The 25,370-nt window shown below is 65.0% G+C and carries 24 protein-coding genes and 1 pseudogene; 13 read left to right on the top strand and 12 right to left on the bottom strand.

The genetic code is table 11. The annotated features are described in order from the left end of the window. Window positions 1-5 precede the first annotated feature (5 nt). Complete coding sequence (locus ERC79_RS08640; protein ID WP_131577397.1) at window positions 6-611, bottom strand: class I SAM-dependent methyltransferase; 606 nt, start codon at window positions 609-611, stop codon at window positions 6-8. 187 nt (window positions 612-798) lie between these two features. Then, complete coding sequence (locus ERC79_RS08635; protein WP_131577395.1) at window positions 799-1,929, bottom strand: DUF4185 domain-containing protein; 1,131 nt, start codon at window positions 1,927-1,929, stop codon at window positions 799-801. A 338-nt stretch (window positions 1,930-2,267) separates the two neighbouring features. Here ERC79_RS08635 and ERC79_RS08630 point away from each other — a divergent pair, with 338 nt between their 5' ends. The 3 genes from ERC79_RS08630 to ERC79_RS08620 all read left to right on the top strand — a co-directional run bounded on the left by ERC79_RS08630 (window position 2,268) and on the right by ERC79_RS08620 (window position 5,932). Further along, window positions 2,268-3,284, top strand: a complete 1,017-nt coding sequence (locus ERC79_RS08630; protein ID WP_131577393.1) for a beta-ketoacyl-ACP synthase III — start codon at window positions 2,268-2,270, stop codon at window positions 3,282-3,284. Window positions 3,285-3,543: 259 nt separating this feature from the next. Then, the gene (locus ERC79_RS08625) at window positions 3,544-4,491 is read left to right on the top strand and encodes a DUF1524 domain-containing protein (RefSeq protein WP_242676784.1); all 948 of its coding nucleotides are present in this window, start codon (window positions 3,544-3,546) and stop codon (window positions 4,489-4,491) included. Between the two features lie 109 nt (window positions 4,492-4,600). Next, a complete protein-coding gene (locus ERC79_RS08620) occupies window positions 4,601-5,932 on the top strand; it encodes a DUF3533 domain-containing protein (RefSeq protein WP_131580893.1) in 1,332 nt (443 codons plus the stop codon). Here ERC79_RS08620 and ERC79_RS23250 read toward each other — a convergent pair. Next, the gene (locus ERC79_RS23250) at window positions 5,844-6,287 is read right to left on the bottom strand and encodes a transposase (protein WP_131577388.1); all 444 of its coding nucleotides are present in this window, start codon (window positions 6,285-6,287) and stop codon (window positions 5,844-5,846) included. The two genes, ERC79_RS08620 and ERC79_RS23250, sit on opposite strands and share 89 nt — an antisense overlap. Window positions 6,288-6,803: 516 nt before the next feature. On the opposite strand from ERC79_RS23250, the gene rsgA reads away from it, so the two are divergent. From rsgA to ERC79_RS22990, 5 genes and pseudogenes are all read left to right on the top strand, one after another. Beyond that, complete coding sequence (rsgA, locus tag ERC79_RS08610; protein WP_131577386.1) at window positions 6,804-7,886, top strand: ribosome small subunit-dependent GTPase A; 1,083 nt, start codon at window positions 6,804-6,806, stop codon at window positions 7,884-7,886. Window positions 7,887-8,011: 125 nt separating this feature from the next. Continuing rightward, a complete protein-coding gene (locus tag ERC79_RS08605; protein ID WP_131577384.1) occupies window positions 8,012-8,524 on the top strand; it encodes an N-acetyltransferase in 513 nt (170 codons plus the stop codon). Window positions 8,525-9,643: 1,119 nt separating this feature from the next. Continuing rightward, a pseudogene (locus ERC79_RS23385) lies at window positions 9,644-9,760 on the top strand (3-oxoacyl-[acyl-carrier-protein] synthase III C-terminal domain-containing protein); the annotation flags it as partial. Between the two features lie 229 nt (window positions 9,761-9,989). Further along, window positions 9,990-11,186: a Fic family protein gene (locus ERC79_RS08595; RefSeq protein ID WP_131577382.1), complete on the top strand. Its 1,197-nt coding sequence runs from the start codon at window positions 9,990-9,992 to the stop codon at window positions 11,184-11,186. Window positions 11,187-11,298: 112 nt separating this feature from the next. Then, window positions 11,299-11,712: a hypothetical protein gene (locus tag ERC79_RS22990; RefSeq protein WP_165497063.1), complete on the top strand. Its 414-nt coding sequence runs from the start codon at window positions 11,299-11,301 to the stop codon at window positions 11,710-11,712. A 382-nt stretch (window positions 11,713-12,094) separates the two neighbouring features. Here the strand turns inward: ERC79_RS22990 and ERC79_RS08585 are convergent, their stop codons facing one another. Genes ERC79_RS08585 through ERC79_RS08580 form a run of 3 tightly spaced genes read right to left on the bottom strand, consistent with a single transcriptional unit; the run spans window position 12,095 to window position 13,034 of the window. Continuing rightward, the gene (locus tag ERC79_RS08585) at window positions 12,095-12,508 is read right to left on the bottom strand and encodes a hypothetical protein (RefSeq protein WP_131577381.1); all 414 of its coding nucleotides are present in this window, start codon (window positions 12,506-12,508) and stop codon (window positions 12,095-12,097) included. Next, a complete protein-coding gene (locus ERC79_RS22985) occupies window positions 12,505-12,672 on the bottom strand; it encodes a hypothetical protein (protein ID WP_165497062.1) in 168 nt (55 codons plus the stop codon). The genes ERC79_RS08585 and ERC79_RS22985 overlap by 4 nt, the downstream gene beginning before the upstream one ends. Window positions 12,673-12,728: 56 nt before the next feature. After that, window positions 12,729-13,034 carry a hypothetical protein gene (locus ERC79_RS08580; protein WP_131577379.1) on the bottom strand — a complete coding sequence of 102 codons (306 nt, stop codon included), beginning with the start codon at window positions 13,032-13,034 and terminating at the stop codon, window positions 12,729-12,731. A gap of 389 nt (window positions 13,035-13,423) precedes the next feature. Here ERC79_RS08580 and ERC79_RS08575 point away from each other — a divergent pair, with 389 nt between their 5' ends. Beyond that, entirely contained in the window at window positions 13,424-14,728 is a 1,305-nt protein-coding gene (locus ERC79_RS08575; RefSeq protein ID WP_207390446.1) for a S1 family peptidase, read from the top strand. Between the two features lie 16 nt (window positions 14,729-14,744). Here the strand turns inward: ERC79_RS08575 and ERC79_RS08570 are convergent, their stop codons facing one another. Further along, window positions 14,745-15,008, bottom strand: coding sequence for a hypothetical protein (locus tag ERC79_RS08570; protein ID WP_131577378.1), 264 nt, complete (start codon window positions 15,006-15,008; stop codon window positions 14,745-14,747). Window positions 15,009-15,388: 380 nt separating this feature from the next. On the opposite strand from ERC79_RS08570, the gene ERC79_RS08565 reads away from it, so the two are divergent. Then, window positions 15,389-16,549, top strand: a complete 1,161-nt coding sequence (locus ERC79_RS08565; RefSeq protein WP_131577376.1) for a N(5)-(carboxyethyl)ornithine synthase — start codon at window positions 15,389-15,391, stop codon at window positions 16,547-16,549. Between the two features lie 73 nt (window positions 16,550-16,622). Beyond that, window positions 16,623-17,420, top strand: a complete 798-nt coding sequence (locus tag ERC79_RS08560) for an alpha/beta hydrolase (RefSeq protein WP_131577375.1) — start codon at window positions 16,623-16,625, stop codon at window positions 17,418-17,420. Between the two features lie 40 nt (window positions 17,421-17,460). On the opposite strand, the gene ERC79_RS08555 is transcribed toward ERC79_RS08560, so the two are convergent. Then, complete coding sequence (locus ERC79_RS08555) at window positions 17,461-17,730, bottom strand: hypothetical protein (RefSeq protein ID WP_242676783.1); 270 nt, start codon at window positions 17,728-17,730, stop codon at window positions 17,461-17,463. A gap of 89 nt (window positions 17,731-17,819) precedes the next feature. Then, window positions 17,820-18,080 carry an SHOCT domain-containing protein gene (locus ERC79_RS08550; protein ID WP_131577372.1) on the bottom strand — a complete coding sequence of 87 codons (261 nt, stop codon included), beginning with the start codon at window positions 18,078-18,080 and terminating at the stop codon, window positions 17,820-17,822. 134 nt (window positions 18,081-18,214) lie between these two features. Between ERC79_RS08550 and ERC79_RS08545 the strand changes: the two genes are divergently transcribed. Together ERC79_RS08545 and ERC79_RS08540 are read left to right on the top strand one after the other, a co-directional pair. Continuing rightward, window positions 18,215-18,982, top strand: coding sequence for a response regulator transcription factor (locus ERC79_RS08545; RefSeq protein WP_131577370.1), 768 nt, complete (start codon window positions 18,215-18,217; stop codon window positions 18,980-18,982). Next, window positions 18,979-20,136, top strand: coding sequence for a HAMP domain-containing sensor histidine kinase (locus ERC79_RS08540; protein WP_131577369.1), 1,158 nt, complete (start codon window positions 18,979-18,981; stop codon window positions 20,134-20,136). Before ERC79_RS08545 ends, ERC79_RS08540 begins: the two co-directional genes overlap by 4 nt. Window positions 20,137-20,198: 62 nt before the next feature. On the opposite strand, the gene ERC79_RS08535 is transcribed toward ERC79_RS08540, so the two are convergent. The 3 genes from ERC79_RS08535 to ERC79_RS08525 all read right to left on the bottom strand — a co-directional run bounded on the left by ERC79_RS08535 (window position 20,199) and on the right by ERC79_RS08525 (window position 25,202). Beyond that, window positions 20,199-22,631 carry a heavy metal translocating P-type ATPase gene (locus ERC79_RS08535; protein WP_131577368.1) on the bottom strand — a complete coding sequence of 811 codons (2,433 nt, stop codon included), beginning with the start codon at window positions 22,629-22,631 and terminating at the stop codon, window positions 20,199-20,201. A gap of 459 nt (window positions 22,632-23,090) precedes the next feature. Beyond that, the gene (locus ERC79_RS08530; protein ID WP_131577366.1) at window positions 23,091-24,692 is read right to left on the bottom strand and encodes a multicopper oxidase family protein; all 1,602 of its coding nucleotides are present in this window, start codon (window positions 24,690-24,692) and stop codon (window positions 23,091-23,093) included. A gap of 102 nt (window positions 24,693-24,794) precedes the next feature. Beyond that, entirely contained in the window at window positions 24,795-25,202 is a 408-nt protein-coding gene (locus ERC79_RS08525) for a hypothetical protein (protein ID WP_131577365.1), read from the bottom strand. Window positions 25,203-25,370 lie beyond the last annotated feature (168 nt).

Genomic DNA, 25,370 nt, shown 5'->3' with positions numbered 1-25,370 from the left:
TTAAGTTAGCTGCCAAGCGCGGGCTTGCGGGCGACGAGGAGCGCGTCGATCGCGGTGCCGCCTGCGACCTCGCGGTAGCGTCGTTCGGCGACGTCGATGTCCAGCCTACCGTCAAGATCATCCTTCAAATCCTCCGGCGTGTAAAGGATTTCGGGGTCCGGCGGGCCACCCGTGCCCTGGGTGAAGTTCAGGGTGTCGTGGCCGAGAATCATGAGGGTTCCATCAGGTTTCAGCGAGTCGATGACGCGTCTCACAAGTGTGCGCCGCTGTGTCGGATCGAGGTGGATGAACACCATGAGAACCAGGTCATAGTCTGCGACGTCCGCGGTGGTGATGTCACCGCAGATGTAGTTCAGGCGCTGCTGTACCGATCGCGGCGCCTGTGTCGCGATCTCGCGGGCCTTCTCGATCGCGACCTTCGAGTAGTCGACGCCGGTGGTTTCCCATCCGCGAGTGGCCAGCCACAGCGCGTGGCGCCCCTCTCCGCAGGCGAGGTCAAGGGCCCGTCCGGCAGGCAGCGACGTCGCAAACTCGACCACCACCGGATTCGGGGGCGTGCCCCACACCATGCCGGCCTGTGAATAGCGTTCGTCCCAGTCGTGTGCATCCATGGGTAGACGGTATAGCTGTGCCGCACGTCGCCGACGGGTGCTCCTGGGCTCCGTAATTCTCTTCCCCGCGGCGTCACACACCGTTTGCCTGCACCACACCCGATTCCCTTCCCGAAGCCGATGTGATGTCGGCAGGAGGTGTGCGGCTCCGGCCACCTCACCCGAACCGGTTCTGTGACGGCGTCGCTCAGCGCTGCAGCGTCGTGTGCATCAGCAGGACGTTGTAGTTGGTGTGCACCGTGGTGAGGAAGTACAGGTCCGGGCCGGACGACCACGGATGCATGTACGCCCCGTACATCGTCGGGAGTTCGCTGCCGTCCACCAGGATCTCGGGTGCGCTCCACGGGCCGGTCGGGCTCGGCGACCGACGCATCACCACCGAGTTGCGGCCATCGGTGGTGAGCATCAGGTACTGCCCCAGGAGCGAGTTGTACTGCACGGACAGCTCGCCGACTCCGCCGAAGACGATCGGTGCCGCGGCATCCGCGTACTTCGGGATCCACTTGTCGCCGTTCCAGTACTCGTAGGCGTCGAGGTCGCGGATCCGCTTCTCCGGGACACGGGCGAGGAACACCAGCCCGCCGCGGCCGGGTGGGGTGCCGTACTGGTAAACGTAGCCGCCGTCCTTGACGAAGGCGCCCATCTGGAAGTTGCCGTTGCCGCCGGTGGCTGGCCGCCGGGTCTCGGGGGCCTCCGTCCAGTTCTCGCCGTTATCGGCCGAGAAGGCGAGCTGCGAGTAGTTGGTCGCCCATCTGCCCGGGTCACCCCAGTCTTTGACGGACATGAAGCTCATGTACTGGACGCCGTCGACGGCGATTCCGGCGGTGGGGATCCGGCTGATCTCCACGGAGGGGATCTTGGGGCTCGGCACCAGTTCCTTGGCCTGCCCGAGAACGTCTCGCGGCGCACTGTCGAAGGTCATGCCGTCGGCGAGGTTGCCGTCGGAGCTGCGCACCAGGATGTTGCTGCGCCACGACCACAGGCTGCCGACTAGCAGGTTGGGGATTCCGACTCCCGCGGTGTCGCCGAACGCAGTGAGGATCTGGCCGTTGCCGTTGTCCCACATGATGCCTAGATCGGTGCCGAGAACGTTGTAGTCCTGGGTGCGGTTGGGGCTCAGCAGTCCGGTGGCCTGGGCTACCGCCTGGGTACGCCCGTGCAGCGCGGGCAGTCCATTCGTACCATTCAGGACAGGGATGGGATTGACGGAATTGGGGTTGGCCCCGACGGGCGTCGAGAGTGCCAGAAAAGATGCGGCCGTACATAACAGCGACGCGGTGACGGTTCGTATTCGGGCTCGTCTCACGGATGCCCCCATCTCTCGTGAAAAGTGTTCTCTTACATGATGTATGCCTGATTTATGACCGTCCGGCTGCCTCTGTGTGCGCTAAATACACTATCGGGTAATTTGATTTCGGAGGCAGGGGATTTGGCATTTCGGTAAAGGGGATTCTTAAATTGTCTCAATTGGATGCGGAGGTGCAATTGTGTAGTAGGTCACGGCTGCTGCCATCTACTGGGGCGACGGATGCCAGGGGGACCCGAGTAACACAGAGGGGCCACCGCGCGAAGTACCGTGTCGTGGGAGACGGGCCAGTGTGGGACCCGTCGCGTGGCGCCCCGCGTCGCGAGTTCTGGCAGTAGAGGAGACCAAACATGGGTGCGCAGATCTCGAACACTACCGAGGTCCGGCAGTCCGCCATCCTCGGTTTGGGGGTTTACCGCCCGCAGCGGGTGGTCAGCAACGAAGAGATCTGCGAGTTGATCGACTCCACCGACGAGTGGATCCAGTCGCGCTCGGGTATCAAGAACCGGCGGTTCGCGAACGACGAGGAATCCGTGCTTGCTATGGCGATCTCGTCCGGCCGCAAGGCGCTCGAGGCCGCAGGGCTCACCGGTGAGCAGATCGGTGCCGTGATCGTCGCGACGTCCACCTACCCGTCGCAGACCCCGCAGTGTTCCGCGATCGTCGCCGACGCGCTCGGCACGGGCGGCGCCGCCGCATTCGACGTCACTGCCGGCTGTGCAGGCTTCTGCTACGCGTTGTCCGTGGCCTCCGACATGGTCCGGCTCGGCACCGAGAACAATGTGCTGGTCATCGGCGTCGAGCGGATGAGTGACAGCACCGAGCCGACGGATCGTTCAGTGCGCTTCATCTTCGGTGACGGCGCCGGAGCGGTGGTTGTCGGACCGAGCGAGGTCGCCGGCATCGGCCCGGTCGTGTGGGGATCCGACGGCTCGCAGTCGCAGGCTATCCGCCAGGAGCCGGACTGGCTCTCATTCGCGAATGATCCGACGCAGCGCCCGTGGATCAAGATGGAGGGCACCGCGGTGTTCCGTTGGGCCGCCTTCGAGATGGGCAAGGTCGCCACACAGGCCCTGGAGCGGGCGGGTGTCGCGATGGAGGATCTGGGCGCGTTCATCCCACACCAGGCGAACGGCCGCATCAACGAGGTCATCGCCCGCAGTATCAAGCTGCCCGAGTCGGTTCCGGTGTCCGATGACATCGCCGAGACCGGCAACACGTCTGCGGCGTCGATTCCGCTGGCGATGGAGGAAGTGATCCGCACGGGTAAGGCGAAGCCGGGCGAGCTGGCGCTGCTGGTCGGCTTCGGTGCCGGCCTGTCCTACGCGGGCCAGGTCGTCACGCTGCCGCCGCTCGCGCAGGACTGACCCTCCACAGGCCCAGACAACGGGGCGCGGGCCCGGCTCTTCGAGGAGCCGGGCCCGCGCCCCGTTTGCCGTGCCGAGGATCCGCACCGGGGGATCACATATTGCATGGGTGTGGATGGCGGGGACTGAACGTTCGAACCATGAAGTTCCACGAGGCCGAATTCCGGTGTGCGGTATCGGGTCGCAGGACCGTCCCCAGGGCTGTCTAAGATCTGTCCTGCGAACGTATGTACGACAGATGAGGATTCGGGTCACCTTCGTGAATGCACTGAAAATCGACAAGGCGTGGGTGGCCGGGTTTGCGGCTGTGACGGTGTTGTTCGCCGGTGGTTGTACCGCGGCAAATCAGTCGGACGAACCGGCTTCCGGCGCCGAACCACCTCTGGGAACAGCGAATCTGCTTGCAGCGCCGCAGCCACAGACCGGCGATCCGGCAGCGGTCGGCGGCGCACTGGCCCAGCTGGCGTCGTTGCCGATCAGAGGCCGCGCACCGAAGGCCGGGTACGACCGGGCCGAGTTCGGCCAGCCCTGGACCGACAATGTGACGGTCGACGGCGGCCACAACGGCTGCGACACCCGCAACGACATCCTCAAGCGCGATCTCGTCTACACCACCACCGATCCGATGACCCGCGACTGCACGGTGATCTCGGGGACCCTAGATGACGTCTACACCGGCAAGTCCATCCGGTTCGTCCGTGGTGCGGAGACGTCCAGCGCTGTGCAGATCGACCATGTCGTCGCACTGTCGGACGCGTGGCAGAAGGGTGCACAACAGCTCGACGACGCGGCCCGCCGCAACCTCGCCAACGACCCGCGCAACCTGCAGGCCGTCGACGGCCCGACCAACCAGGCCAAGAGCGACGCCGACGCCTCGGCTTGGCTGCCGCCGGTCCAGGGCTACCGCTGTACCTACGTGGCCCGGCAGATCGACGTGAAGGCCGCCTATGGACTGTGGGTAACGCAGGCCGAGCACGACGCCATGGCGCGTGAGCTCGGTTCCTGCGGGGCAACCGCTTCCATTGCGCCGGCTTCTGCCGCCCCGACCTTTGCGCCCCCGGCATCCACGCCGGCGGAGGCGGCGGGCGGCGTGCACTACGCGAACTGCAAGGCGGCCCGTGCCGCTGGTGCCGCACCGCTGCGTGCCGGGCAGCCCGGCTACCGTGCCGCGATGGACAGCGACGGCGACGGAGTGGCCTGCGAGTAGCACCGGCACCGGCGGTGTTTCACGTCGAACACGCCCGGCGCGCCCGCTACGCTGCCACATGTTCCACGCCGATGCCGGTGGTGGGCGGGTGATGTGGAAGGTGGAGTGGATGTCCCATCCGGAAGGTGCGCGGCCGGACGCGTCGATCGTGCGGTCGCCGCGGTTCTGGCTGGCGCCGATCGCAGTGGTGACACTGCTGATGTCGCTGCTCGCGGCGCTGTACATGGGCAGCATCCTCGACCCGAAGAGTCACCTGCGCGGGTTTCCGATCGCGCTGGTCGACCAGGACGTGGGCGACGTCGTCGACGGCCCGGACGGGCCGGTGCACCAGAATTTCGGCCACGACATCGCGGCGGGTCTGGTGGCGAACATTCCGTCCGACAAGGTTGATCTGCAGCAGATTTCGTGGGCTGAAGCGTCGTCGCGGCTGGACACCGGCGACCTGTACGGCGCCATCGTCATCCCGAGCGATTTCACGAAGCGGACCGCGATCCTCGCGCAGGCCTCGGTGGTGCCCGGTGATGTCGAGAGGCCGGTCATCACCGCCTACACCAACCCGCGGGCCGGGAGTTTCGGTGTAGGAATCACGCAGAGCATCACCGGTTCGGCGTTGGCGGCCGCGAACGAGACCATGGGCAAGCAGCTCTCTGCGACCGTGACCGAGCGGCTGGCGGCCGTCGCGCCCGACGCCACAGTGTCTGGAGGTGCGGCGATTGTGCTGGCGAACCCGATCGATATTCTTGCGCTGCCGCACAATCCGTTGCCCGACGGTACGGGGAATGGGCTGTCGGCGTTCTATTTTGCGCTGCTGTTGGTGCTCGCGGGATTCACCGGGGCAACAGTTGTCAATACCGTCGTCGACGGCATGCTGGGCTTCGCTCCCACGGAGTACGGGCCCTGGTTCGTGCACCGGGATTCGGTGGGAATCAGTCGTTTCCACACACTGCTCATCAAATGGGCGATCATGGCGATTCTCGCGGCAGTGGTGTCTGCGCTGTACATCTGGATCAGCTCGGCGTTGGGGATGCCGGTGCCGAATGCGCTGGAGCTGTGGGAGTTCGGAGCGTTCGTGATCGCGGCGATCGGGATCACCGCGGTGTCGGTGATGGCCGCGTTCGGCACGGCGGGCCTGCTGGTCAATCTGCTGGTGTTCGTGGTGCTGGCGCTGCCGTCGTCGGGCGGGGCGGTCCCGATCGAGGCGACGCCGCCGATCTACGGGTTCCTCGCACAGTTCGAGCCCATGCATCAGGTGTTCCTGGGTACCCGCGCCATCCTGTACTTCAACGGCAGTGCCGACGCCGGACTGCTGCACGCGGTGTCGATGACGTCGATCGGTTTGCTGATCGGCCTCGTCATCGGCATCGTCGCCACCCGGTTCTACGACCGGCGGGGATTGCATCGGGTTCGGCGGACCCCCCCGTCGGCGCCCGCGGAGGTCTAGAGAGTGTCTCCGATTTCGTGAGGGACCTCAGCCAGATACAGACCGCTGAGAGGGCCACTTCGGCCCGGTAGGTGAGTGCGAGCTTGTTGTAGCGGGTGGCGAGCCCGCGCCACGGTTTGAGGGTGGCGAAGGATCGTTCGACGACGTTGCGGGCCTTGGCTCTCTCGGCATCGAACCCGACCGGGCGGCCTCCGCGGCTGACCCGCCGGAGGCGGTGACGTTTCTGGTCGTTCGGTTCGGCGATGATCGCTTCGATGCCTCTCCCTCGCAGGTGGGCGTTCCGTGTGTCGCGCACCGAATACCTGACTGGTGAACTAGGACAAGAGGACGGCCGTGTCCATCGGCGAGCTGCCATGTCACGGTCATGTTGAGGCTTGCCGTCGCTGCTTATCGCGGTCTGCTTGGAACAGAACAGGGTTCGGGGTGTGCCCGGAGACGATCTCGCCCTGGTTGAATTCCGTCTCCACCGACCCGTCACCGGGTTGACGGCCGTTCGTTCCACTGCCACATCAGGTTCACTTCATCGAGAGTTCTCACGCGCGTGAGCCTGCCCACAAATCACGACATCCGGGGTCACTTTGGCGTCCAACTCGATTCGCTTGGGCGGTGTGGAGGAGACTGGCCATATATCGTTGGCGGGTACGGCTGCCTGGTGTTAGGTTCGAGCTTCCGAGTTCGAGTGGTGCGAGAGATTGGGAGGTGAGTTGATGATCGCGGTGAAGACCGCTGCCTTGTGCAGCGCCCGGACCATCCTCACGTCCCGGGCTCCGGTCTGACTGATTCCCATCGCCGATAGTGACGCGAGCCGTGTCGGCACGTAGTCGCGGTGGATTCAGTGTTCGGACGGGGCCCCTTTTCCAAGGGTCTCACTATGTATTCATCTCAATGTTCCTCATCCCCGTTCGACCTGTCCGCGCTCGGTTGGGACGACTCGTTCGCGGCGCTGTTCGTAGAGCATGCGGCCGATGGTCTGGTTCCGGCTCGCGTCGTGCGGGTCGACCGCGGCCGCTGTGACACGTTCACCGCATCGGGTCCCGTCCGCGCGAACAACGCGGCCGTGGCCTCCCTCGACCCCGCCCATACTGTGTGCACAGGTGACTGGGCAGCGCTGCGCCCGGGTCCGGAACCGGAACTAGTGGCACTGCTGCCACGGCGCAGCGCAATCACCAGGGCCTCCTCGGATCGCACCTCCCACCAGCAAGTCTTGGCGGCGAACGTCGACTCCGTCATCATCGCGGTATCGCTTGCGGCACCGCTGAACGCGGGTCGGGTCGAGCGCCTGCTCGCGCTGGCCTGGGACAGCGGTGCGAAGCCGGTCGTTGTACTCACCAAAGCAGACGTCGTCGACGACCCGGGTGAGGCTCTGGCCATCATCACCGACCTGGCTCCCGGTGTGGACATCGTCGCCACCAGTTCCACGACAGGTGCGGGTCTCGACGTTCTGTCGGAGGTGGCGACCGGGACCGCGGTCCTGATCGGCCCGTCCGGGGCAGGAAAATCCACCCTCGCCAACGCCCTGCTCGGACGAGAACACATGAGCACCAGCGAGGTTCGGGCCAGCGACGGGAAGGGGCGGCACACCACCGTGCACCGCGAGTTGCTGCCGCTGCCCGGCGGCGGAGTGCTCATCGATACCCCGGGCTTGCGAGGTATCGGCTTGCAGGATTCCGCCAACGGGGTCGAGCGGGTGTTCGCCGAAATCGAGGCCTACGCCCGGGGCTGCGCCTTCGGTGATTGCGAACATCGCAGCGAACCAGACTGCGCCGTTCAGGAAGCCATAGTCGCCGGCATGTTGGATGTGGGCCGACTCGATCGGTACCGCAAGCTGCAACGTGAAAGTGAGCGGTCAGCGGCCCGGGGGAGCGCCCGCCAGTCGAGCAAGGGCAGCAAAACCAAGAAGCAGATCACGCGGGACCTCCGCGCGACCTATCGATTCCGCGACCGCCAGCGCTGACGCCGCGGGCACGCACCCGGGGACCTCCCGGCGCCGCCGCCGTCGGCTTGCCACAGGCACCCCGCCAGTCTGCCTGCCGACGCCCGCACCGTACAACCCACCATCACAAACGGAGAAGAACTGCTTTGAGCACTCATACCAACTGGATCACTCGCGCCGAGACCGACGCCGACATTCCAGCAATCCGCGCGATCAACCTCGGCGCATTCGAAACCGCCGAGGAGGCCGACCTCGTCGATGCCCTGCGCGTCGATCCGGCGTGGATAGCCGACCTGTCCATCCTCAGCGCCGGGCCGGACGGCAAGCCCGTCGGGTACGCACTATTGACTCGCTGTCACGTCGACGACACCCCGGCGCTGTGCCTGGGGCCATGCGCGGTCCTGCCCGAGCACCAGAAGACCGGGGCGGGTTCCGCCGCGATCCGCGCCGCTCTCAAGGCCGCAGCACAGGCGGGCGAGCACTTCGTTCTCGTTCTCGGGCATCCGACCTACTACCCGCGGTTCGGGTTCACCCGCGCATCGCAATACCGCATCCGGCTGAGTATCGATGTCCCCGATGAGGCATTGATGGCACTGGGCCTCAACTCCGAACAGCTGCCAAGCGGCACCGTCCGCTACGCAGCACCCTTCGGTATCTAGTTGTATGAGGTCTGACCGTGTTGGTGACGCCGTCCTGCAGGCGAGACGCCGGTGGCCGTCCGACTGCTCCGCTGTGCGGTCGACAGTTGTAGGGGATGTTCCATACTTCGATCGTGGCTGAGCGGGCGTTTTCGCTGGTGAACTACGCCGGCGTAGAAGCAATTCCTCAGAGGGCGCCTGTATGTCTCCGAGGTTCTTTGTTTGTTACTACCGCCCGGCGCCACTACCGCCTTCTCGTCACGCACCGCCTCCCATCAGGTGTCGATCGCGCTATTGGGCTAGCCTTTTCAGTTTTCCCGCACGCAGGGCGGCGCATACAAGCGTGACAATGCCCAGACCTACAGTCAGGCCGATCATCGAGAGACCGACTCCGATCCCTTCTTGACTTGTCACCCCATATGACAAGCCGACAGACATGGCTGTGGAAAATCCCGCTGCAGAAAACAGCGGAGATATCAGAGCTCCGGACGTCACTCTCCTCGCATACATCGAAGTCAGCACAGCGAACACTATGAGCGTCACCCCTAACGCCGCAATCTGCCACGCGGGAAAATTACCCGGAGGTGGATAACTGGGCCCTTGAGCGCCGCCGCCCTTGTCTTCAGCTGTCCAACTCAGCCAGCCCGCACAAGCGATGAATCCCAGAACGAAGGCCAGGACGCCGATTTGGAACCGCGATAGTTTCCCCGGACGGTCCCATCGGGGCCAGAATCCGCGACTCACGGATCCGTCGGGCCATTCGGAAACCTCGAAACTGGGGGACCTGCCCATCCCCCAGATCACCAGAGACGCTACCGCTGTCGGAACTACGACCAGAGGGATTTCCAGGGAGGCAAAGTGGGACGGAGAAAAACCACTCCACGACATTGGGTGATCCCTTCGTTTTTGTGCCCGGACACATGCTGCGTCTTTCAGGGACATTACCGAAGCGAATAGTTCCGCTTATCCTGGAGTTCACTGAAGACGAGATCGACTCGCCGAAAAGGCAGACTCAGGATAAGAGGATCCATGTCCATCACCGCGACGCTCGACTCTGATCCTCCCGTAATCATTCTGGGCCCCAGCACGCTGGAACCGTACGTCCACAACTCCGGGAAGCGTGCATCTTCGCCGCGGGCTGACGACCTCGACGCCGTCGCGCCGCACCAGGCCAACAGTCGCATCACCGACGCCCTGATTCAGACCCTCGGGCTGCCCGATACCGTCGCGGTGGCCCGCGACATCGTCGAGACGGGCAGATGGTCGCTGAGGTGCGCGGTGAGTATTCGTCGGAGTGGGCGGCGATCGAGTCGGTCGCGGCGAAGTCGGGTATCGGGTCAGCGCAGACCTTGTACCTTCTGCCTCCATTAGCGATGCGGCCTCTGGCTTCGGTCCACCACCGGCACCGTTGACTACGTTTGATTATCAAAAAGTACGCTAAAGTGGCTGGTGTTCGCGATTATGGCCGGATTGAGGAGAAGATCGTGTGATTTGGCCGCCGCACCGCACCGAGACCCGGGACTGGAACCCACGGCACCGGCAGGGTTCGCGTGCTGACCGCACCCTCGAGACTGTCGAGGTGTCGATTCCCCCGATGATCGCCGCCCTCGACTGTGACCTGGTCGGCACTGTCGCCCGGGTGCACGAGGAGGCAGTCATCGCAGTCGCGCGTCTCGAGGCCGGCTTCGGTGAGCACCTGGCGCCGCTGTCGGATTTCCTGTTGCGCAGCGAGTCGGTGGCGTCGTCGAAGATCGAGCACATCGACGCGGGCTGGCGGGCGTTTGGCAAGGCCCTGGCCGGGGGGAAAGCCAGTGACGAGGCCAAATCCCAGCTCGCCGCCGTCAAGGCGTTGATCGCGATGGTCGACGCCGCTGGCGACGGCCCGATCACGCTCGATACGGTGCTCGGTGCGCACCGACTGCTGATGGCCCCGGACTTCTATACCGCCCGCGACTCCGGCGAAGTTCGTGACGTGCAGAACTGGATCGGCGGAAGTGACTACACCCCGATCGACGCGCTGTTCGTGCCACCACCACCGGAACTGGTTGCCGAGCTGATGGCGGATCTGCTGACGTTCGCGGGCCGCACCGACTTGCCGATTCTCGCGCAGGCCGCGATTGCGCACGCCCAGTTCGAGTCCATCCATCCGTTCACCGACGGCAACGGCCGCATCGGTCGAGCCCTTATCAGCGCAATTCTGCGCCGCCGGGGCCTGACCGGCCGGGTTACTGTCCCGTTGGCATCGGTGATGCTCGCGGACATCCGCCGCTACTTCGACCACCTGACTCGCTACCGCACCGGTGATGCCGATGGGTTCGTAGAGTACGTCGCCAGCGCCGCGGTCGTCTCGAGCGAGGCCGCGCAGGACTCCGCCCGTGCCCTGGCCGAACTCCCCGGCCACTGGCGGGATCTCGCTCGCCCTCGCAGCAACTCCGCGGATGAGAAGATCATCGAAGCCTTGCTCGATACCCCGATCCTCAGTGCGGATACCGCGCAGCAGATCACTGGCACTACCGACGCGAGCACGTATCGTGCCCTCGGTCGGCTCACCGCGGCAGGGGTACTCGAGGTGCTGTCGGAGAGTAAGCGCAACCAGATTTGGGCGGCCACCGATGTGCTCGCCGAACTCGATGCTCTGAGCACGACCATCGGCAAACGCTCCACGGATCACCTGTCGCCATAAGATTCGAGAGGACTGCGTGGCGGGCCAGGTCGTGAGAATGCAGATGACCCGGCGGCGGTCGACGAGCAGACCTACCTGATCGTCATCGTTGTTTGGTGATCAGCCTGTAGAAGTGGAACCTCACATCGTGCTTTCCTGCGTCCCAGCGGGGGTATCCGAGGAGAGGCGGGAGTGGCTGACCATCGTCGAGCACGGTGAATCCGTGTCGGCGGTAGAACCGGCGGAGCGGTTCTGCGTCAAGGTCTTCGGTGACGCACCCGAACCACACTCGGACACCGGTCTGCGCGAGCGGGTTTCCGCCTCGGCGAGCAGTGGCAACTTGATGGGGGCAGCCGCATTGGTTCGAACGGAGGCCCTCTGGAAGAAATGCGTCGATCTCACCCGGGTTGAATGTCAACTCCTCGTTGCCTTTCAGAGCCTTCTGTGCCTTCTCGTAGGCGGCAGCGCTCGTGTCGGGAGCATGTTGGTAGAGGTCATCGAGTTCCTGCTGCAGCTCGTCTCGCTGGGCACGAACCTCTTCAGGTGATATTCCCGCGGCCGCGTCCTACAGGAGCTCGAGAAGGGGCTGTACCGAATTCGAGTGTCTGTTCGTGGCCGCAATTCGGCAGACGTCGATCCGGAGGCGCTCATCCAGGTGTGGCCGGTCGACGAACGCGAGCCGATCCACGTGTGGAGGTGGACCGACGGCATGGACACCCGGGCGGTGTACAGCGAATCGCAAGAGCTGGTGATTCCCCGGCGCTGCTACTCCGAAAACCCCTGTTCGAGTGGACCATTCCTGTGGATGGCTTCGGATGCCGATCGATGTCGAAACAAGCGCTAGCGACCGGCCGGTTCGCCAGTGCGGGTGCGGTGCCGAACCGTCGAGCTGGGAGTGACGATCAGCGGCGCCGCGATCGCGGAGGACCTCACGTGGATCGAATGCCGACCCGCCGAACACGATCCGACCTGTCGCTCGTGCGGGCAACCGGGTCGATCACGTCGACCGCGTCCTGACGGACCTGCCGGTGGTCGGGCACCCGACCCGGCTGCAGGTGCGTTTGCCCCGCTTCAACTGCACCAATGATGGCTGCGAGGTGAGCATCCTCCGGCAACCCATCGACCCGCGTCGCCGCTCTGAGAGCGACCACCACGCCCGCCGGATCCTGCAGCGCCAGGCGGTCGAGAAGATGTCCGTTTCGGCGGTCACCCGCGAGCTGGTGTTCGACCGGCCCGGCCATCTCGACGGTGTCCGCTACCTCGGGGTGGACGAACACAAGTGGAAAGATCGCCGTGGACAGGGCGACCCGGACTTCGTGACCGTGATCGTCGATCTGTGTCAATCGCGCCGGTGCGGGTGGTCCTCGTATTCGATAGACGTGTGGTTCCAGTCGAGTGTGGAGCCGAGTTCTTCGCGATCAGCGCGACGGACTCCGCGCCCGATCAGCACTGCAGCACCGAAGGCAAGCGCAAGCCAGGCCCCCAGCGCAATCCACAGCCACCACATCATTCTTTTCTAACACTGGAGTCTGTGAAGTATCCAAGGATGAGCTGAGAGGCTGCTCACGTCGGCGACACCAGCTCGGTTGCGATACGGAACTGGTTGCGGGCGTCGTCGACGGTGAGGACGGGGATGCCGAGGCTCCGGATGCGGACCAGCAGCGCGGCCTGCGCCGCTGTGCAGATGCCGTCGAGGACGTCGTCGTCGACCACCGCGCAGTGGAGCTCGCCCTCCGCGGCTACGGCGTGGCCGTAGCCGAGTCCGATGATCAGATCCCGGAGGCCGTCGAGTTCGGCCGCATTGCCGATGAACACGACATCGCCCTTGACGGCTTCGACGGCCTCGGGACCTGCGACTGCGTTGCTCATGTGACTCCTCTGCGACTTGTGGCGGCGCGGTAGAACAAGGCACCGGGATGGGGTGCCCGGCTGAGGATAACCCCCTGGCGCCCAGAGAGGTTGTAACGCTTGTACTCCGAACGGGATCGCGAGAACGGTCTCAGGACGGGATCTCCGGGCGTTCTTGCTGGGAAAACGCCCGGCGGCGGTGCCTGCGTCATCATGTGCCGCCTTCCGTACGTGCGACGGCTCTGCATCGGTCAAGGTGTCGCCGCCCACTGTGGCGAGGCGGAATCGACAATTCGGAAGTTGGGGACAGACCAGCCTGTTTGCCGTATCTTTTGGCTGCCGCTCGGCTGGGGTCGTCGACCCGTGGTGGGTGCGGTCACGAACTGGACGGCACCTAATCGAGGGATGGCATGCACAAGAGTCTGGCGCGATGCGCCGCAGCGGTCGTGGTCGCAGTTGCGGTGGCCGCATTGTCGGTTGCTGGCACGGCGCAGGCCGCACCCAGTGGTCCTTCGCTCTCGGCGGCGGATGGGCTGCCGGCCGACCTTGTCGCGGCCCTGCAGCGGGATCTGCAGCTGACTCCCCAGCAGTACCTGGACCGGGCGGCCGCCGCGCAGCAGGTGGCCGGGTATGCCCGTGATGTGCGCCGAGCGGACCCCGGCTCGTTCGGTGGTGCCTGGCTCGACGCCGACGGTACGCCGACCGTCGCGGTCACGACGCAGGCGGCTGCAGATCGGGTCGTCGCGGCGGGCTACCGCCCCGAGATCGTTCCCTTCTCGGCCGATGGGCTGGAACGCGCACTGGCCCAACCGAATCAGCGGATGGGTACCCCGCCGCCGATGCCCCGATTCCGGGTCGCGTCCGGAACCAGCCCGATCGGCGGCGACGCGTACATCTCCACCCCCGTGCCGATTGCCGATGCAGGCTCCTACCTGGTGTGCTCGTTCGGATTCACGGCTGCGGACAGTGCGGGCACTCCGTTGGCGCTCAGTGCGGGGCACTGCGACCCGAGCCGCGCCACGACGGGCACCGCGAATGCCGCGCAGGTGTACGTGCCCGATTTTGCCGACCTTCGCAGCAGCCAATTGGTCGGCAGCTTCGCCGAATCCGGGATCGGCGAGACGGGCGGAGGCCTGGACTACGCCGTGATCAGGTTGACGCCCGATGCCGCTACCACCGGCCTGGGCCAGCCCACGGTCCGCAGCGTGGGCGGCAGCACCCTCACGATCACCGGGACCGCCGTCCCTGTGGTGGGTGCGCCGGTGTGCAAGTCCGGACAGACGTCCGGCTACACCTGCGGGACAGTCCTGGAGTCCGACTTCACCACCAATCTGGAAGGTGACGCCGGTGAGATCTGGAGCGTGCGCGGATTCACCGACAGCGCATGCACCCTCGCCGGAGACAGCGGCGGCGCGATCATCACCGGCACCCTCGCGCTGGGCATCACCAGTGGGTCCAATGTGGCCGATGCCCCGGACTGTGCGCGTGCCGCCACCGTCAGCGGCGGCACGATGACCTTCGGCATCGCGGTGCGGGACGTCCTTGCCAGGGTCAACGGATCGATGGAGTGCCCCGCAGTACCTGGTATCGGCCTGCGGACCGGTGCGAATCCGGCCGGAAGCTGCGCCACCGAGCCCGAGCCCGAGCCCGAGCCTGAGTCGCCGGCCGGTGGGTTCGGTTCGGGAAGCCTCGGCAGCCTCGGGTCCGCATCGTAGGACGCCGAGTCGTGTCCTAGCCGCGAGTGCGGGACCCGCCGACGTATCGCGCATCGAGGCCGCCGTCGACACGAGCTGGGTCGGCGGCGGGGGTCGAAGCACCGGCGCCTTCGGGTACGTACTTACCGGTGTACGCGGTATCGGGCTCGTGGTTGCCGAAGATGGCCACGATCGCGATCGTGAGACCCGCCGCAGCTGCTATCCCGCTGACAAACATGCGGTTTGCGCGCAGGACGCCTGCAATTTTGCTCTGCTTGCGTGGACGCCTTCGTTTCCCCATGACCGGACATCATGCCGTATCACGCGCGCGGGACAGTCGGGTTGGTCGGTTTTCTGTGGGTTTGCCGATGGTGCGACGGCCGCACTCAGGGCCTCGCGTCGGTCGTGGGACTCGATGACCCGGCCGGGGCCACGCGCCAAGCCGGGGGCCTTCGCCTGTAGCCTCTGATCCAGAAGACTTGTTCCGGTCACCACAACGGCGCAACCCGGCATATTCTCGGGTGCAAGCTCCGGAATTCTGCCCGCGCCATTGCATGTTTCGGCTCTCGCGCGAACACCGGTCCTCGCCGCCCTTCATGACGGGCGTCCCGCGATTCCCGGACCCGGAAACTACAGGCTCCTGCCTGGCATTTCGACCCGCTACTGACGAGAGACAGACACGTGAACAACCCCATCACGCTCGGGGTCATCGGCCATTCGAGCAAACCTGACGAACGCCGACTGCCGATTCATCCAGCGCACTTCGATCGGATCGACGCCGAACTTCGATCGCGTATCTACCTCGAAGAGGACTACGGTCGCGATTTCGGCTACTCGGACGAGTATCTGTCCCGGCTGCTCGCGGGCGTCCGCACCCGCGAGCAGATAATCGCGGAAACCGATGTGGTGCTGCTGCCGAAGCCACTGGCCGCCGATCTGGAGGGGCTGCGCCCGGGCCAGGTGCTGTGGGGGTGGCCGCACTGCGTTCAGGACAGTCGGCTGACCCAGATCGCCGTCGACAAGAAGCTGACGCTCATCGCGTTCGAGGCGATGAACCATTGGAGCCGGGACGGCTCGTTCAATCTGCATGTGTTCCACAAGAACAACGAGCTGGCCGGCTATTGCTCGGTGCTGCACGCGCTGCAACTGATCGGTTCCACCGGAAACTACGGGCGTCGGCTCAGTGCCGCCGTCATCGGCTTCGGTGCTACCGCGCGGGGCGCGGTCACCGCGCTCAAGGCTCATGGGATCCACGACGTCGACGTGCTCACCCAGCGTGGCGTCACGGCGGTGGGTTCCCCGATCCACTCGGCTCGAATGGTCTCGTTCGACAAGGATGGCGGTGACGTCCGGGGCAGCCACGTCATGCTGGACAACCACAGCGTTCCGGTGCCCGGATTCCTGGCCGAGCACGACATCGTGGTCAATTGCGTACTGCAAAACACGGATTCGCCATTGATGTTCCTCACGGAGGAAGACCTCGTGGACTTCCAGCCCGGCAGTCTGGTTGTGGACGTCTCCTGTGACGAGGGCATGGGGTTCAGCTGGGCCCGCCCCACCTCGTTCGCTGAGCCCACCTTCATCGTCGGCGACAACATCACCTACTACGCCGTCGACCACAGCCCGTCGTATCTGTGGAACTCCGCATCCTGGGAGATCAGTGAGTCGCTGCTTCCCTTCCTGCCCGCCGTCATGGCTGGGCCGACCGACTGGGAGAGTGACAGCACCCTGTCCCGGGCCATCGAGATCCGGGACGGCGTCATCGTCAATCCGGCGATCCTTCGGTTCCAGAATCGCTCCGCCGACTATCCGCATCGGGTCATCGAGGGTTTGCTCCCATGAAGGTGGAGGGCGGCTTCCACTAAACTAAGCCCATACCCCGTACCTGTATCCACTCGATCGGAGGGTGGCCGAGATGTCGGCTGACAGTTACTTCAGGAGGCAAGGGGCGGACATCGCCTACCAGTTCAGCGGCAGCGGCTCCGGCCCCGCGGTGGGATATGCACATGGTGTTCTGCTCAGCCGTGCTGCGGTTCGCGATCTGCACCTTCTCGATATCGACGGTGCGGCCCACGGGCGTAGATTGCTGACCTACGATCAGCGTGGGCATGGCCGATCGACGGGGCGCCCGATTGTGGACGACTATCGGTTCGACAACTTCAGCCGAGATCTCCTGGGATTGATGGATTTCGTCGGCATCGAAGAACCGACGGATTTCGTCGGCTCATCTCTAGGCTGTGATGTGGCGCTGCGGTCTTCGATCGCCGCACCCCACCGGTTCCGTCGTCTGGTGCTGATGATCCCACCGGTTGCGTGGGAGAGTGGCCCGGGTTCGGCTCAGCATTGGTACGTCGACGCCGCGGACGCGATCGAATCTGCGGGACCGGACGCATGGATCGATCACTGGGCTCACAGCGATCCGCCAGCCATTTTCGCCGACTACCCGGAGTTCGGCTTCACCCCGGATGTCCCGCACTCGCTGCTCGCTCCGATCCTCAGAGGGATCGGATTGTCCGATCTGCCGGCACCCGAGGCCATTGCGACACTGAGGCATCCGACCCTGATCCTGGCCTGGGATACCGACCCACTGCATCCGGTTTCGACCGCGAGGACTCTGCACAACCTCATTCCGGACTCGATGCTGCACGTATCGTCCTCAGTGGAAGATGTCAGGACCTGGACCGAACGCATCGCCGCATTTCTCGCAATCTGAATCTCCTTCCAGCGTCACCCGTCTGGCGTTGGCAGGGCGATCACTGTGCTGGCCGTGCGCGGCGCCATGCGCTGGCGGCGATTGCCACCGCGGCCACCGACAGGAGGTCGGACATCGTAACGCCGTGGTCTCGGGAGAAGCTCCAGAGGATGTCACCCTCGAGCTTCCCGCTGGCGAAGACCCACACCACCGCTACCGCCGTCAGTGCGAATGCTGCACGTCGATCCGGCTTCGCGAGACACCACGCTGCGAGGACGATCAACAGGTTCATCGTCAGGACGGAATAGAAGAGGTCTCCCACGCGCACCATCCTGACGCATATGCGGCGGTGGGGCATGGAATGCGGGGCGTGGCGAGAAACGAAGTGCCGCATCGCCGTCCTCGATCACACGTGGTCGGTCACTTCCCGGTGCGCAACTGGTCTGTGCGGATGCGGTATTCCTCGGCATCGATCTCACCCCGCGCGAAGCGTTCGTCGAGGATCTGTTGGCCGCTCGGACGTTTCGGGTCCGGAGGAGTTCTGCGATCCTCGCGCATGGTGCGGAACAGCGCCATCACCCCGACGACCACCAGCGTCCAGAAGAGCACCATGACGAGGATCATCAGCGCCCAACCGCCCCATCCCATTCCGTAGCCCATGCCATCGTTCCACCACATCATCACGACTCACCGTCCCTTCACCTCCCACAGTGACCGGCGACCCGAGGTGAATCGATGATGGTTTTGTGAAGATTTACTGAAGGGCGCCCAACGCTGCGTCGTCTGCCGCATCTACGGGCCGAGATACCGGCACGATGGAGACTATGGACAACACGACGGTTCACTCTTCTGGCCGCACCGCCGCGGGATACCGGGCCTTGGTGGTGGACGACGAGCGCCCGTTGGCGGCCATTGTCGCGAGCTACCTCGAGCAGGATCACTTCGAGGTCAGCGTGGCACATGACGGAACGGATGCACTCTCCGCTGCCAAGGAACTCGACCCGGACGTTGTGGTCCTGGACCTTGGGCTGCCCGGCATCGACGGCGTAGAGGTGTGCCGGGAGCTCCGCAGGTTCTCCGACGCGTACGTTGTGATGCTGACCGCGCGGAACAACGAGATCGATACCCTCATCGGGCTGTCGGTGGGCGCTGACGACTATGTCACGAAACCCTTCAGCCCACGCGAACTGGTCGCCCGCATTCGCGCGATGTTGCGGCGGCCGAGAAAGGTCCCGGGGGCCGTCTCAGGTGACTCCGATTCGGGTGCGGGTGAACCGCCGGCTCGGCAGTTCGGCGACCTGCACATAGACGTCACGGGGCGGGAAGTTCTTCTCGGCGACGAGCCCGTAGTCCTGACCCGGACGGAGTTCGATGTGTTGGCCGCCTTGTCTTCTCGGCCCAGGATGGCATTCAGTCGCCGTCAGTTGATCGAGGCCGTCTGGGGCGAGTCCTGGGTCGGCAACGAGCATCTCGTCGACGTGCATGTGGGCCATCTGCGCCGCAAGCTCGGTGACGACCCGGCCTCGCCCCGCTATGTCAGCACCGTGCGGGGTGTCGGGTATCGGATGGGAACCGGGCGATGACGGCTGATTCGTCGGCGTCGCCGCGTGTGCAGGATCGCGTGATACGCCGTCGGCGAGTTCCGGGTCTCGGGGTGCGGCTGCTGTTGGCGCAATCCATGGTCTTGGCGGCAGGGGCCGCGACGTCTTGGGCGGTCGCCGCTTTCGTCGGTCCGCCGTTGTTTCGTGATCATTTGCGCGAAGCAGGGGTGGCGAACTTGCCTGAGGAGCAGTTGCATGCCGACCAGGCGTACCGCTCGGCCACCATTGTGTCTCTGACCGTTGCGATCGTGGTGGCGGTGATGGCCGCGTTGGCCGTTACCTGGTATTTCAGTCGCCGATTGCAACGCTCGGTGACCGAAGTGTCGTCCGCGGCCACGGCCGTTGCTGCCGGTCGCTACGACATCCGGGTCTCACCTCCGCACCTCGGTGAGGATTTCGATGCCCTTGCCCAGGCGTTCAATCAGATGGCCGCACAGCTCGATTCGGTCGAGACCACCCGTCGGCAGCTTCTCGGCGACCTTGCGCACGAGATACGCACCCCTGTCGCGGTGCTCGAGGCCTACATGGAGGCGCTCGAGGACGGCGTCGAAACCCTCGATGCCGACGCGATCACGATGCTCCGTGATCAGACTCACCGGCTCGCGCGCTTCTCCGACGACGTCAACGCACTCGCTCGTGCGGAAGGCGATCGGACGTCGATCGAGTGCACGTGGGTTGCCCCCGAAACTCTGATTTCGACGGCTCTGACCGTCGCGGCCGACCGGTACACGGTGAAGGACGTCTCGCTGACCGCTCACGTTCCCTCGGGCCTTCCATTGCTCTGGGCCGACCCGGAGCGGCTCGGACAGGTACTCGGGAACCTTCTCGACAACGCCCTGCGCCACACCCCACCGCGAGGGCGCGTGGAGGTGACCGCTGAGCAGGGGCCCGAGCTGGTCGTGATCGAGGTGACCGATACCGGCGACGGCATCTCGGCAGACCACCTGCCGCATGTGTTCGAACGCTTCTACCGTGTCGATGCCGCGCGCGACCGCACTCATGGAGGAGCGGGAATCGGGCTCGCGATCGCCAAAGCCCTGGTCGAGGCTCAACATGGCCGCATTGCAGCTCGCAGCGATGGGCCGGGGACCGGATCGACTTTCATCATCACCGTTCCCACTCGTCCGGCGGCATGATGGGAAGTGCTCGCTGACGGCAATCGCGTGCCCCGTTCCACTGCAAGATCGCGCGGTACGTCCTACGTGGCACTAGTGGGCGTGGACTCCGCATGCGTCGGGGCACTGGGTTGTGATTCGGGGGTAGGAAGCGAAAGCCGTTTGAGCATCAGGGCATTGACGGCCACGATGAAGCTGGATCCGGACATCGAGAGCGCGGCAATCTCCGGGCGCAGCACCAGGCCCAGTGACGGCTCGAAGACTCCGGCCGCGATCGGCAGCGCGATCACGTTGTAGCCGACGGCCCATCCGAGGTTCTGGCGCATCTTGCGCAATGTGCCGCGCCCGATCCGCAGCGCGATCGGCACGTCCAGCGGATCCGAGCGCATCAGCACCAGGTCTGCGGTCTCGATTGCGACGTCGGTACCGGCCCCGATCGCGATACCCAGGTCTGCCTGTGCCAGTGCGGGAGCGTCGTTGACACCGTCCCCGACCATTGCGACCTTCCTGCCCGAACGCTGCAACTCGTCGATCTTGGCGGCTTTGTCGCCGGGAAGCACCTCGGCGATGACGGTGTCGATGCCCAGCTGTTCGGCGATTCGCTGAGCGGTTGCCTCGTTGTCGCCGCTGAGCATGACCACCTCTATGCCCAGCTCGTGGAGTTCGGATACGGCGTCAGCAGAGGTTTCCCGTGCGGCGTCAGCCAACGCGATCACCCCGGCCCCGCGGTCGTCGACGGCCACCAGGACAGCAGTACGCCCGCTCGAGGCCAGCTGGTCGCGCCGATCCATCAATGATCCGAACTCGACTTGCCTGTCCTCCATGAGTTTGCGGTTGCCGACGGCGACATTGTGGCCCTGCACCTCGGCGGTAGCGCCGCGGCCAGGAATGCTCTCGAACGCGCTCGAGTGCAGTGACGCGACCTCGCGGCCGGCGGCGTATCGGACGATCGCACCGGCCAAGGGATGTTCGGATTCCCGTTCTACTGCAGCGACGAATGCAAGGAGCTCGTCCTCGCTGATTCCGTCGGTGACCACGTCCGTGACCTCCGGCTCACCCTTGGTCAGGGTGCCGGTCTTGTCCATCACCACCGTGTCGATACGTGCCGACGTCTCGAGCGCAGTGGCGTTCTTGAACAGCACCCCGCGCTGCGCGCCGAGCCCGGTGCCCACCATGATCGCGGTAGGGGTGGCCAACCCCAGCGCGTCGGGGCAAGTGATGACCACGACGGTGATTGCGAACAGCAGCGCCGTCTGGACCCCGGCACCGCCGGCCCACCAGATGAGGAAAGTGCCGGTGCCGCCGATCAGTGCAACGAGGACCAACCAGAACGCGGCGCGGTCGGCCAGTCGCTGCCCAGGGGCTTTGGAATTCTGGGCCTCCTGGACCATCGCGACGATCTGCGCCAGAACGGTCTCGGAACCGACCTTGGTGGCCCGCACGCGCAGGGTGCCGGTGGTGTTGATCGACGCGCCGATCACCTGTGCCCCAGGCGCTTTGGTCACCGGCAGGCTCTCTCCGGTGACCATCGACTCGTCGACTTCGGAGTCGCCGCTTTCGACTGTTCCATCGACCGGGATCTTCGCGCCGGGGCGGATGAGCAGCAGATCCCCGGCCACGACTTCAGCTGTCGGGATCTCGACGGGTTCGCCGCCGCGCAGCACCACCGCCATCGGCGGAGCCAGTTGGAGGAGGGTGCGGATGGCGTCGTTCGCACCTCCGCGGGCCCGCATTTCGAACCAGTGTCCGAGCAGCACGAATGTCGTCAGCACGGAGGCCGCTTCGTAGAACACCTCCCCTCCACCGGTCAGCGTCACGCCGACGCTGTAGAGCCAGCCCGCCCCGACCGCGACGGCGACGAGAACCATCATGTCCAGGGTGCGGGCTCGCAGCGCCCGGTAGGCACCGTCGAAGAAGATCCACGCCGAGTAGAACACGACAGGCAGGCTCAGTAGCAGAGTGAACACGTCGTCGCGCAACCCGAACGGTGCCGGCACGCCGAATCCGAGCATGTCGCGGCCCATCGGGGACCACAACATGATCGGAATGGACAGCAGCAGCGCCACCAGGAAGCGGTTGCGCATGTCCCGGACCATGTCGTCCATCGACATGCCGGCATGAGCGCCGCCGTGACCCATCATTTCCTGCTGTGAGCGACCCTCGAGTGCCTCGTGCTGGGCAGGCATCTCGTGCGGAACCGGTTCGGTGAGCGCCGTGGCAGTCGGTTCGGGGTGCGCGTGGTCGGCCTCGCCGGAGACAGTGACCGGCTCGGACATCGGGTCGCACACGTGATCGGGCACCGAGCGGCCCGAGCAGTGGTAACCGCAGTCCCGCAACCACTTCGACAGATCCTTCACCGAAGTGAGGTCGGAATCATAGCTGACGGTGGCGGTCTGGTTCACCAGATTCGCCTCCACCGATGTGACCCCGGGGCGCCGGGACAGAACGGCCTCGATCGTTGCCGTCGAACTCGCCCAGTGAAGTCCGCCCACCTCCAGAACGGTCGTTCGGTTCATTCGCGCGCGCTCCCTGTCCAGTCGATGGCGCCGGTAGTCGATGGCACCGTCGAGCATGCCCCCACCCGGTATGGCTTGGCTAGTCGTTCGATGAAGATTCGATGAAGAACGCCGCCGCGGAAGGTCAGGCTGGTAGACGAGTGACTTCTGTTACCTGGCGAGAGCGCGTTCAGGGAATCTTCACAGAACTCTCACCGATTTGCAGGTGTAGACCGCCGACCATGGGGCACGAGAGATATCGAATCATGCGAGGAGTTCCGTATCGGAAAGTGCACTGCCCGATGGGGATCGGGCTGCGTTGCCGATGTGTGAAGAGGCCCTTGCTGGAGAGGAGTGAATGAGCAATGTCTGACCAAATGATGGCCATGTGTCACCACATGATGATGTGGCTGCACCATATGGGGGTTCCCATGCCGATGATGCCTGGCATGTGAGCTTCGAGTGCTCCACGGACAGCGATCAGTTCCGGTAGTCGAGGCGGGTCATCATGCCTGCCTCCTGGTGATACCCGTTGTGACAGTGCAGCATCCAATCTCCGGGGTTGTCCGCGACCAGATCCACAGCAATCCGCTGCATCGGTAGCACGATCACGGTGTCCTTACGTGGCCCGGGTGAGCCGTCGGGGCGGATCACCTGGAAGGTATGCCCGTGCAGGTGCATGGGATGCCACATCATCGACATGTTCGTGAAAGTCAGTCGCGCTCGCTGGCCCTGTTGGATTGTCAATGGCTGCATCTGGTCGAAGGTGCGTCCGTTGATGGTCCAGCGATAACTCATCATGTCGCCACCGAGGTCGGCAGTGAGATTCACATCCGGCGGCCCCTGCGGCAGCATCACTTCGCCGGTTGCGACGAAGGTGTCGACGGTACCGACCCGCCCGCCGAGCTCGGTGGGTCGGGAATCCGGGGCGGGCACAGTCCCCGCGCCGGTGCGCAGCAGAGCGCGGGCCTGGGTGTTCTGCCCCTCCTTCCCCTCGGCAGCGGCGACGAAGGGAAAAACCCCGTCCTGTGCCGTGACGATGACGTCGTAGCGTTCGGACATTCCGATCAGCAGGGCGTCGACCTCGGTAGGGGCGACAGGGAAGCCGTCGGTGTGGGTTACCGTCATTCGGTGCCCGGCGAGCGCGACGCGGAATGCGGTGTCGGCGCCTGCGTTGATGATCCGAATTCGGATCCGCTGGCCGGGCTTGGCGTCGAACGAGGTGGGAGCGGTCGGCACCCGGCCGTTGATCAGGTAGAAGGGATAGTCGACGTCACCGGCGTCGCCGCCGAGCAACTCACTGCTACCGGCTCCACCGGACATCATGCCGCTGCCTGGTTGTTCGCTGCTCTGCGTGCTCGAACTCCCCGAGCCGCCCATGCCCGGCATGTTCATCCCAGGCATGGAACCGTGGTCCATGGAACCCATTCCGCCCTGGCCGAGGTCGTCGAGGACCTCCTGCGGGCTAGGGCCCACGCCGTCGGTCCAGTCGTCGAGAACGACGATCCACTCGGCGTCGTAGGCCAGGCTTTCGTTGGAGTCATCGACGATCACTGGCACGTAGAGCCCGTAGTCGGTCTGCAACCCCACGTGTGGATGGGCCCAGTAGGTGCCCGAGTGCGGTACCGAGAACCGGTAGGTGAACGACTCGCCCGCACCGATGTCGGGGCTGGCGGGAGCGGCGCCGTCCATATCGTTGCGTAGCGAAATGCCATGCCAGTGCAGCGATGTCGAGTCCGGCATCTTGTTGTCGACCGTGATGGCCAAGTCGTCCCCGATGTTCGCCCGGATCACCGGAGCCGGAATCGAGTTGCCGAAGGCGAAGGAACGTACCGTCGGGCCGCCGAGGTCGATGTCGGTGAGTTGTGGTGCCAGTGCGCCGGTGACGGTGCGCCCGGTGTGGGGTCGTCGTGCCTCTGCGGCGAGGATGGCGTTGAGGTCGACGCCGGACGCCGGTGTGCTGGTCGTGGTGGTGGACGGTGTGCTGCATGCGGCCAGCGTGAGGCTGCCGAACCCTACCGCTGTCGCGGTGAGGAAGGCGCGCCTGTTCACGACGGGGCCGAGGTTGCCGGAGGTGGTCACGAAAGTCTCCTCATGAGTGTGTGCTGCAACCGAATTGGCGCAGCGAGGACGGGACTGTCTGAGCCCGATGCCGTGCCGGAAGGCACAGGTCGGGGGAGACGGTCACGTACGCAGGACACACTCGAGGCGCAGCACCTGCACCCCAGAAGTTGGTGGGGCCCGCCACTGACCCCACCGGCAATAACTCTGGAGAAGACTGCTGAGTCCGATACTGCTGCCGAGTAGGGCCAGTGCGATGAACCCGATCAGCAGAGGATTCGATACGCCCACCAGACGAGGGAGTGTTGCCATGCACGTCGCGCCAGCGAACTCCGTCGCCGGTGCCGACCGGGCTGCGGGTCCGTGATGATCGACTGCCGGGGAGTCGGCAACCGCCAGAGCGGGATTGCCATGGCAGGCGCCGGTGGAGCCGGTGCTGGCAAGGCCGTGCATCGCGAGCAGCCCAACCAAGATGACGAGAGAGATCAACGCACCGGCCCACATTCGGGTCAGGGCTGCGGTGAGACTCATCGCGACGGACCTTCCGGTTCCGGTGAGGATTGGTCACTTCGACTATAGACCAGTCGGGGAGATACCCCCTATGGGTGTTTTGTGTCAGGAGGTGGACCGCATGGTGGAGCCGTTGCTGACCGTGCCGTACCGACGACTGGGGGCCGGAGGCGCACATCCAGTCTGGCT

Origin of the sequence: Rhodococcus sp. ABRD24, from assembly GCF_004328705.1 — a bacterium.
In the GTDB taxonomy this organism is placed as follows: domain Bacteria; phylum Actinomycetota; class Actinomycetes; order Mycobacteriales; family Mycobacteriaceae; genus Prescottella.
The sequence above is the reverse complement of the archived record's forward strand: the minus strand, read 5'-3'. Positions and strand labels throughout refer to the sequence as shown.

Excerpts from the sequence above, each read along its gene's own strand:
- ERC79_RS08640 (WP_131577397.1), bottom strand. The coding sequence starts at position 611 with ATGGATGCACACGACTGGGACGAACGCTATTCACAGGCCGGCATGGTG.
- ERC79_RS08635 (WP_131577395.1), bottom strand. The coding sequence starts at position 1,929 with ATGGGGGCATCCGTGAGACGAGCCCGAATACGAACCGTCACCGCGTCG.
- ERC79_RS08630 (WP_131577393.1), top strand. The coding sequence starts at position 2,268 with ATGGGTGCGCAGATCTCGAACACTACCGAGGTCCGGCAGTCCGCCATC.
- ERC79_RS08620 (WP_131580893.1), top strand. The coding sequence starts at position 4,601 with ATGTCCCATCCGGAAGGTGCGCGGCCGGACGCGTCGATCGTGCGGTCG.
- ERC79_RS23250 (WP_131577388.1), bottom strand. The coding sequence starts at position 6,287 with ATGGCAGCTCGCCGATGGACACGGCCGTCCTCTTGTCCTAGTTCACCA.
- rsgA (WP_131577386.1), top strand. The coding sequence starts at position 6,804 with ATGTATTCATCTCAATGTTCCTCATCCCCGTTCGACCTGTCCGCGCTC.
- ERC79_RS22985 (WP_165497062.1), bottom strand. The coding sequence starts at position 12,672 with ATGTGGTGGCTGTGGATTGCGCTGGGGGCCTGGCTTGCGCTTGCCTTC.
- ERC79_RS08580 (WP_131577379.1), bottom strand. The coding sequence starts at position 13,034 with ATGAGCAACGCAGTCGCAGGTCCCGAGGCCGTCGAAGCCGTCAAGGGC.
- ERC79_RS08575 (WP_207390446.1), top strand. The coding sequence starts at position 13,424 with ATGCACAAGAGTCTGGCGCGATGCGCCGCAGCGGTCGTGGTCGCAGTT.
- ERC79_RS08570 (WP_131577378.1), bottom strand. The coding sequence starts at position 15,008 with ATGGGGAAACGAAGGCGTCCACGCAAGCAGAGCAAAATTGCAGGCGTC.
- ERC79_RS08560 (WP_131577375.1), top strand. The coding sequence starts at position 16,623 with ATGTCGGCTGACAGTTACTTCAGGAGGCAAGGGGCGGACATCGCCTAC.
- ERC79_RS08555 (WP_242676783.1), bottom strand. The coding sequence starts at position 17,730 with ATGGTGCGCGTGGGAGACCTCTTCTATTCCGTCCTGACGATGAACCTG.
- ERC79_RS08550 (WP_131577372.1), bottom strand. The coding sequence starts at position 18,080 with ATGATGTGGTGGAACGATGGCATGGGCTACGGAATGGGATGGGGCGGT.
- ERC79_RS08545 (WP_131577370.1), top strand. The coding sequence starts at position 18,215 with ATGGAGACTATGGACAACACGACGGTTCACTCTTCTGGCCGCACCGCC.
- ERC79_RS08540 (WP_131577369.1), top strand. The coding sequence starts at position 18,979 with ATGACGGCTGATTCGTCGGCGTCGCCGCGTGTGCAGGATCGCGTGATA.
- ERC79_RS08535 (WP_131577368.1), bottom strand. The coding sequence starts at position 22,631 with ATGAACCGAACGACCGTTCTGGAGGTGGGCGGACTTCACTGGGCGAGT.
- ERC79_RS08525 (WP_131577365.1), bottom strand. The coding sequence starts at position 25,202 with ATGAGTCTCACCGCAGCCCTGACCCGAATGTGGGCCGGTGCGTTGATC.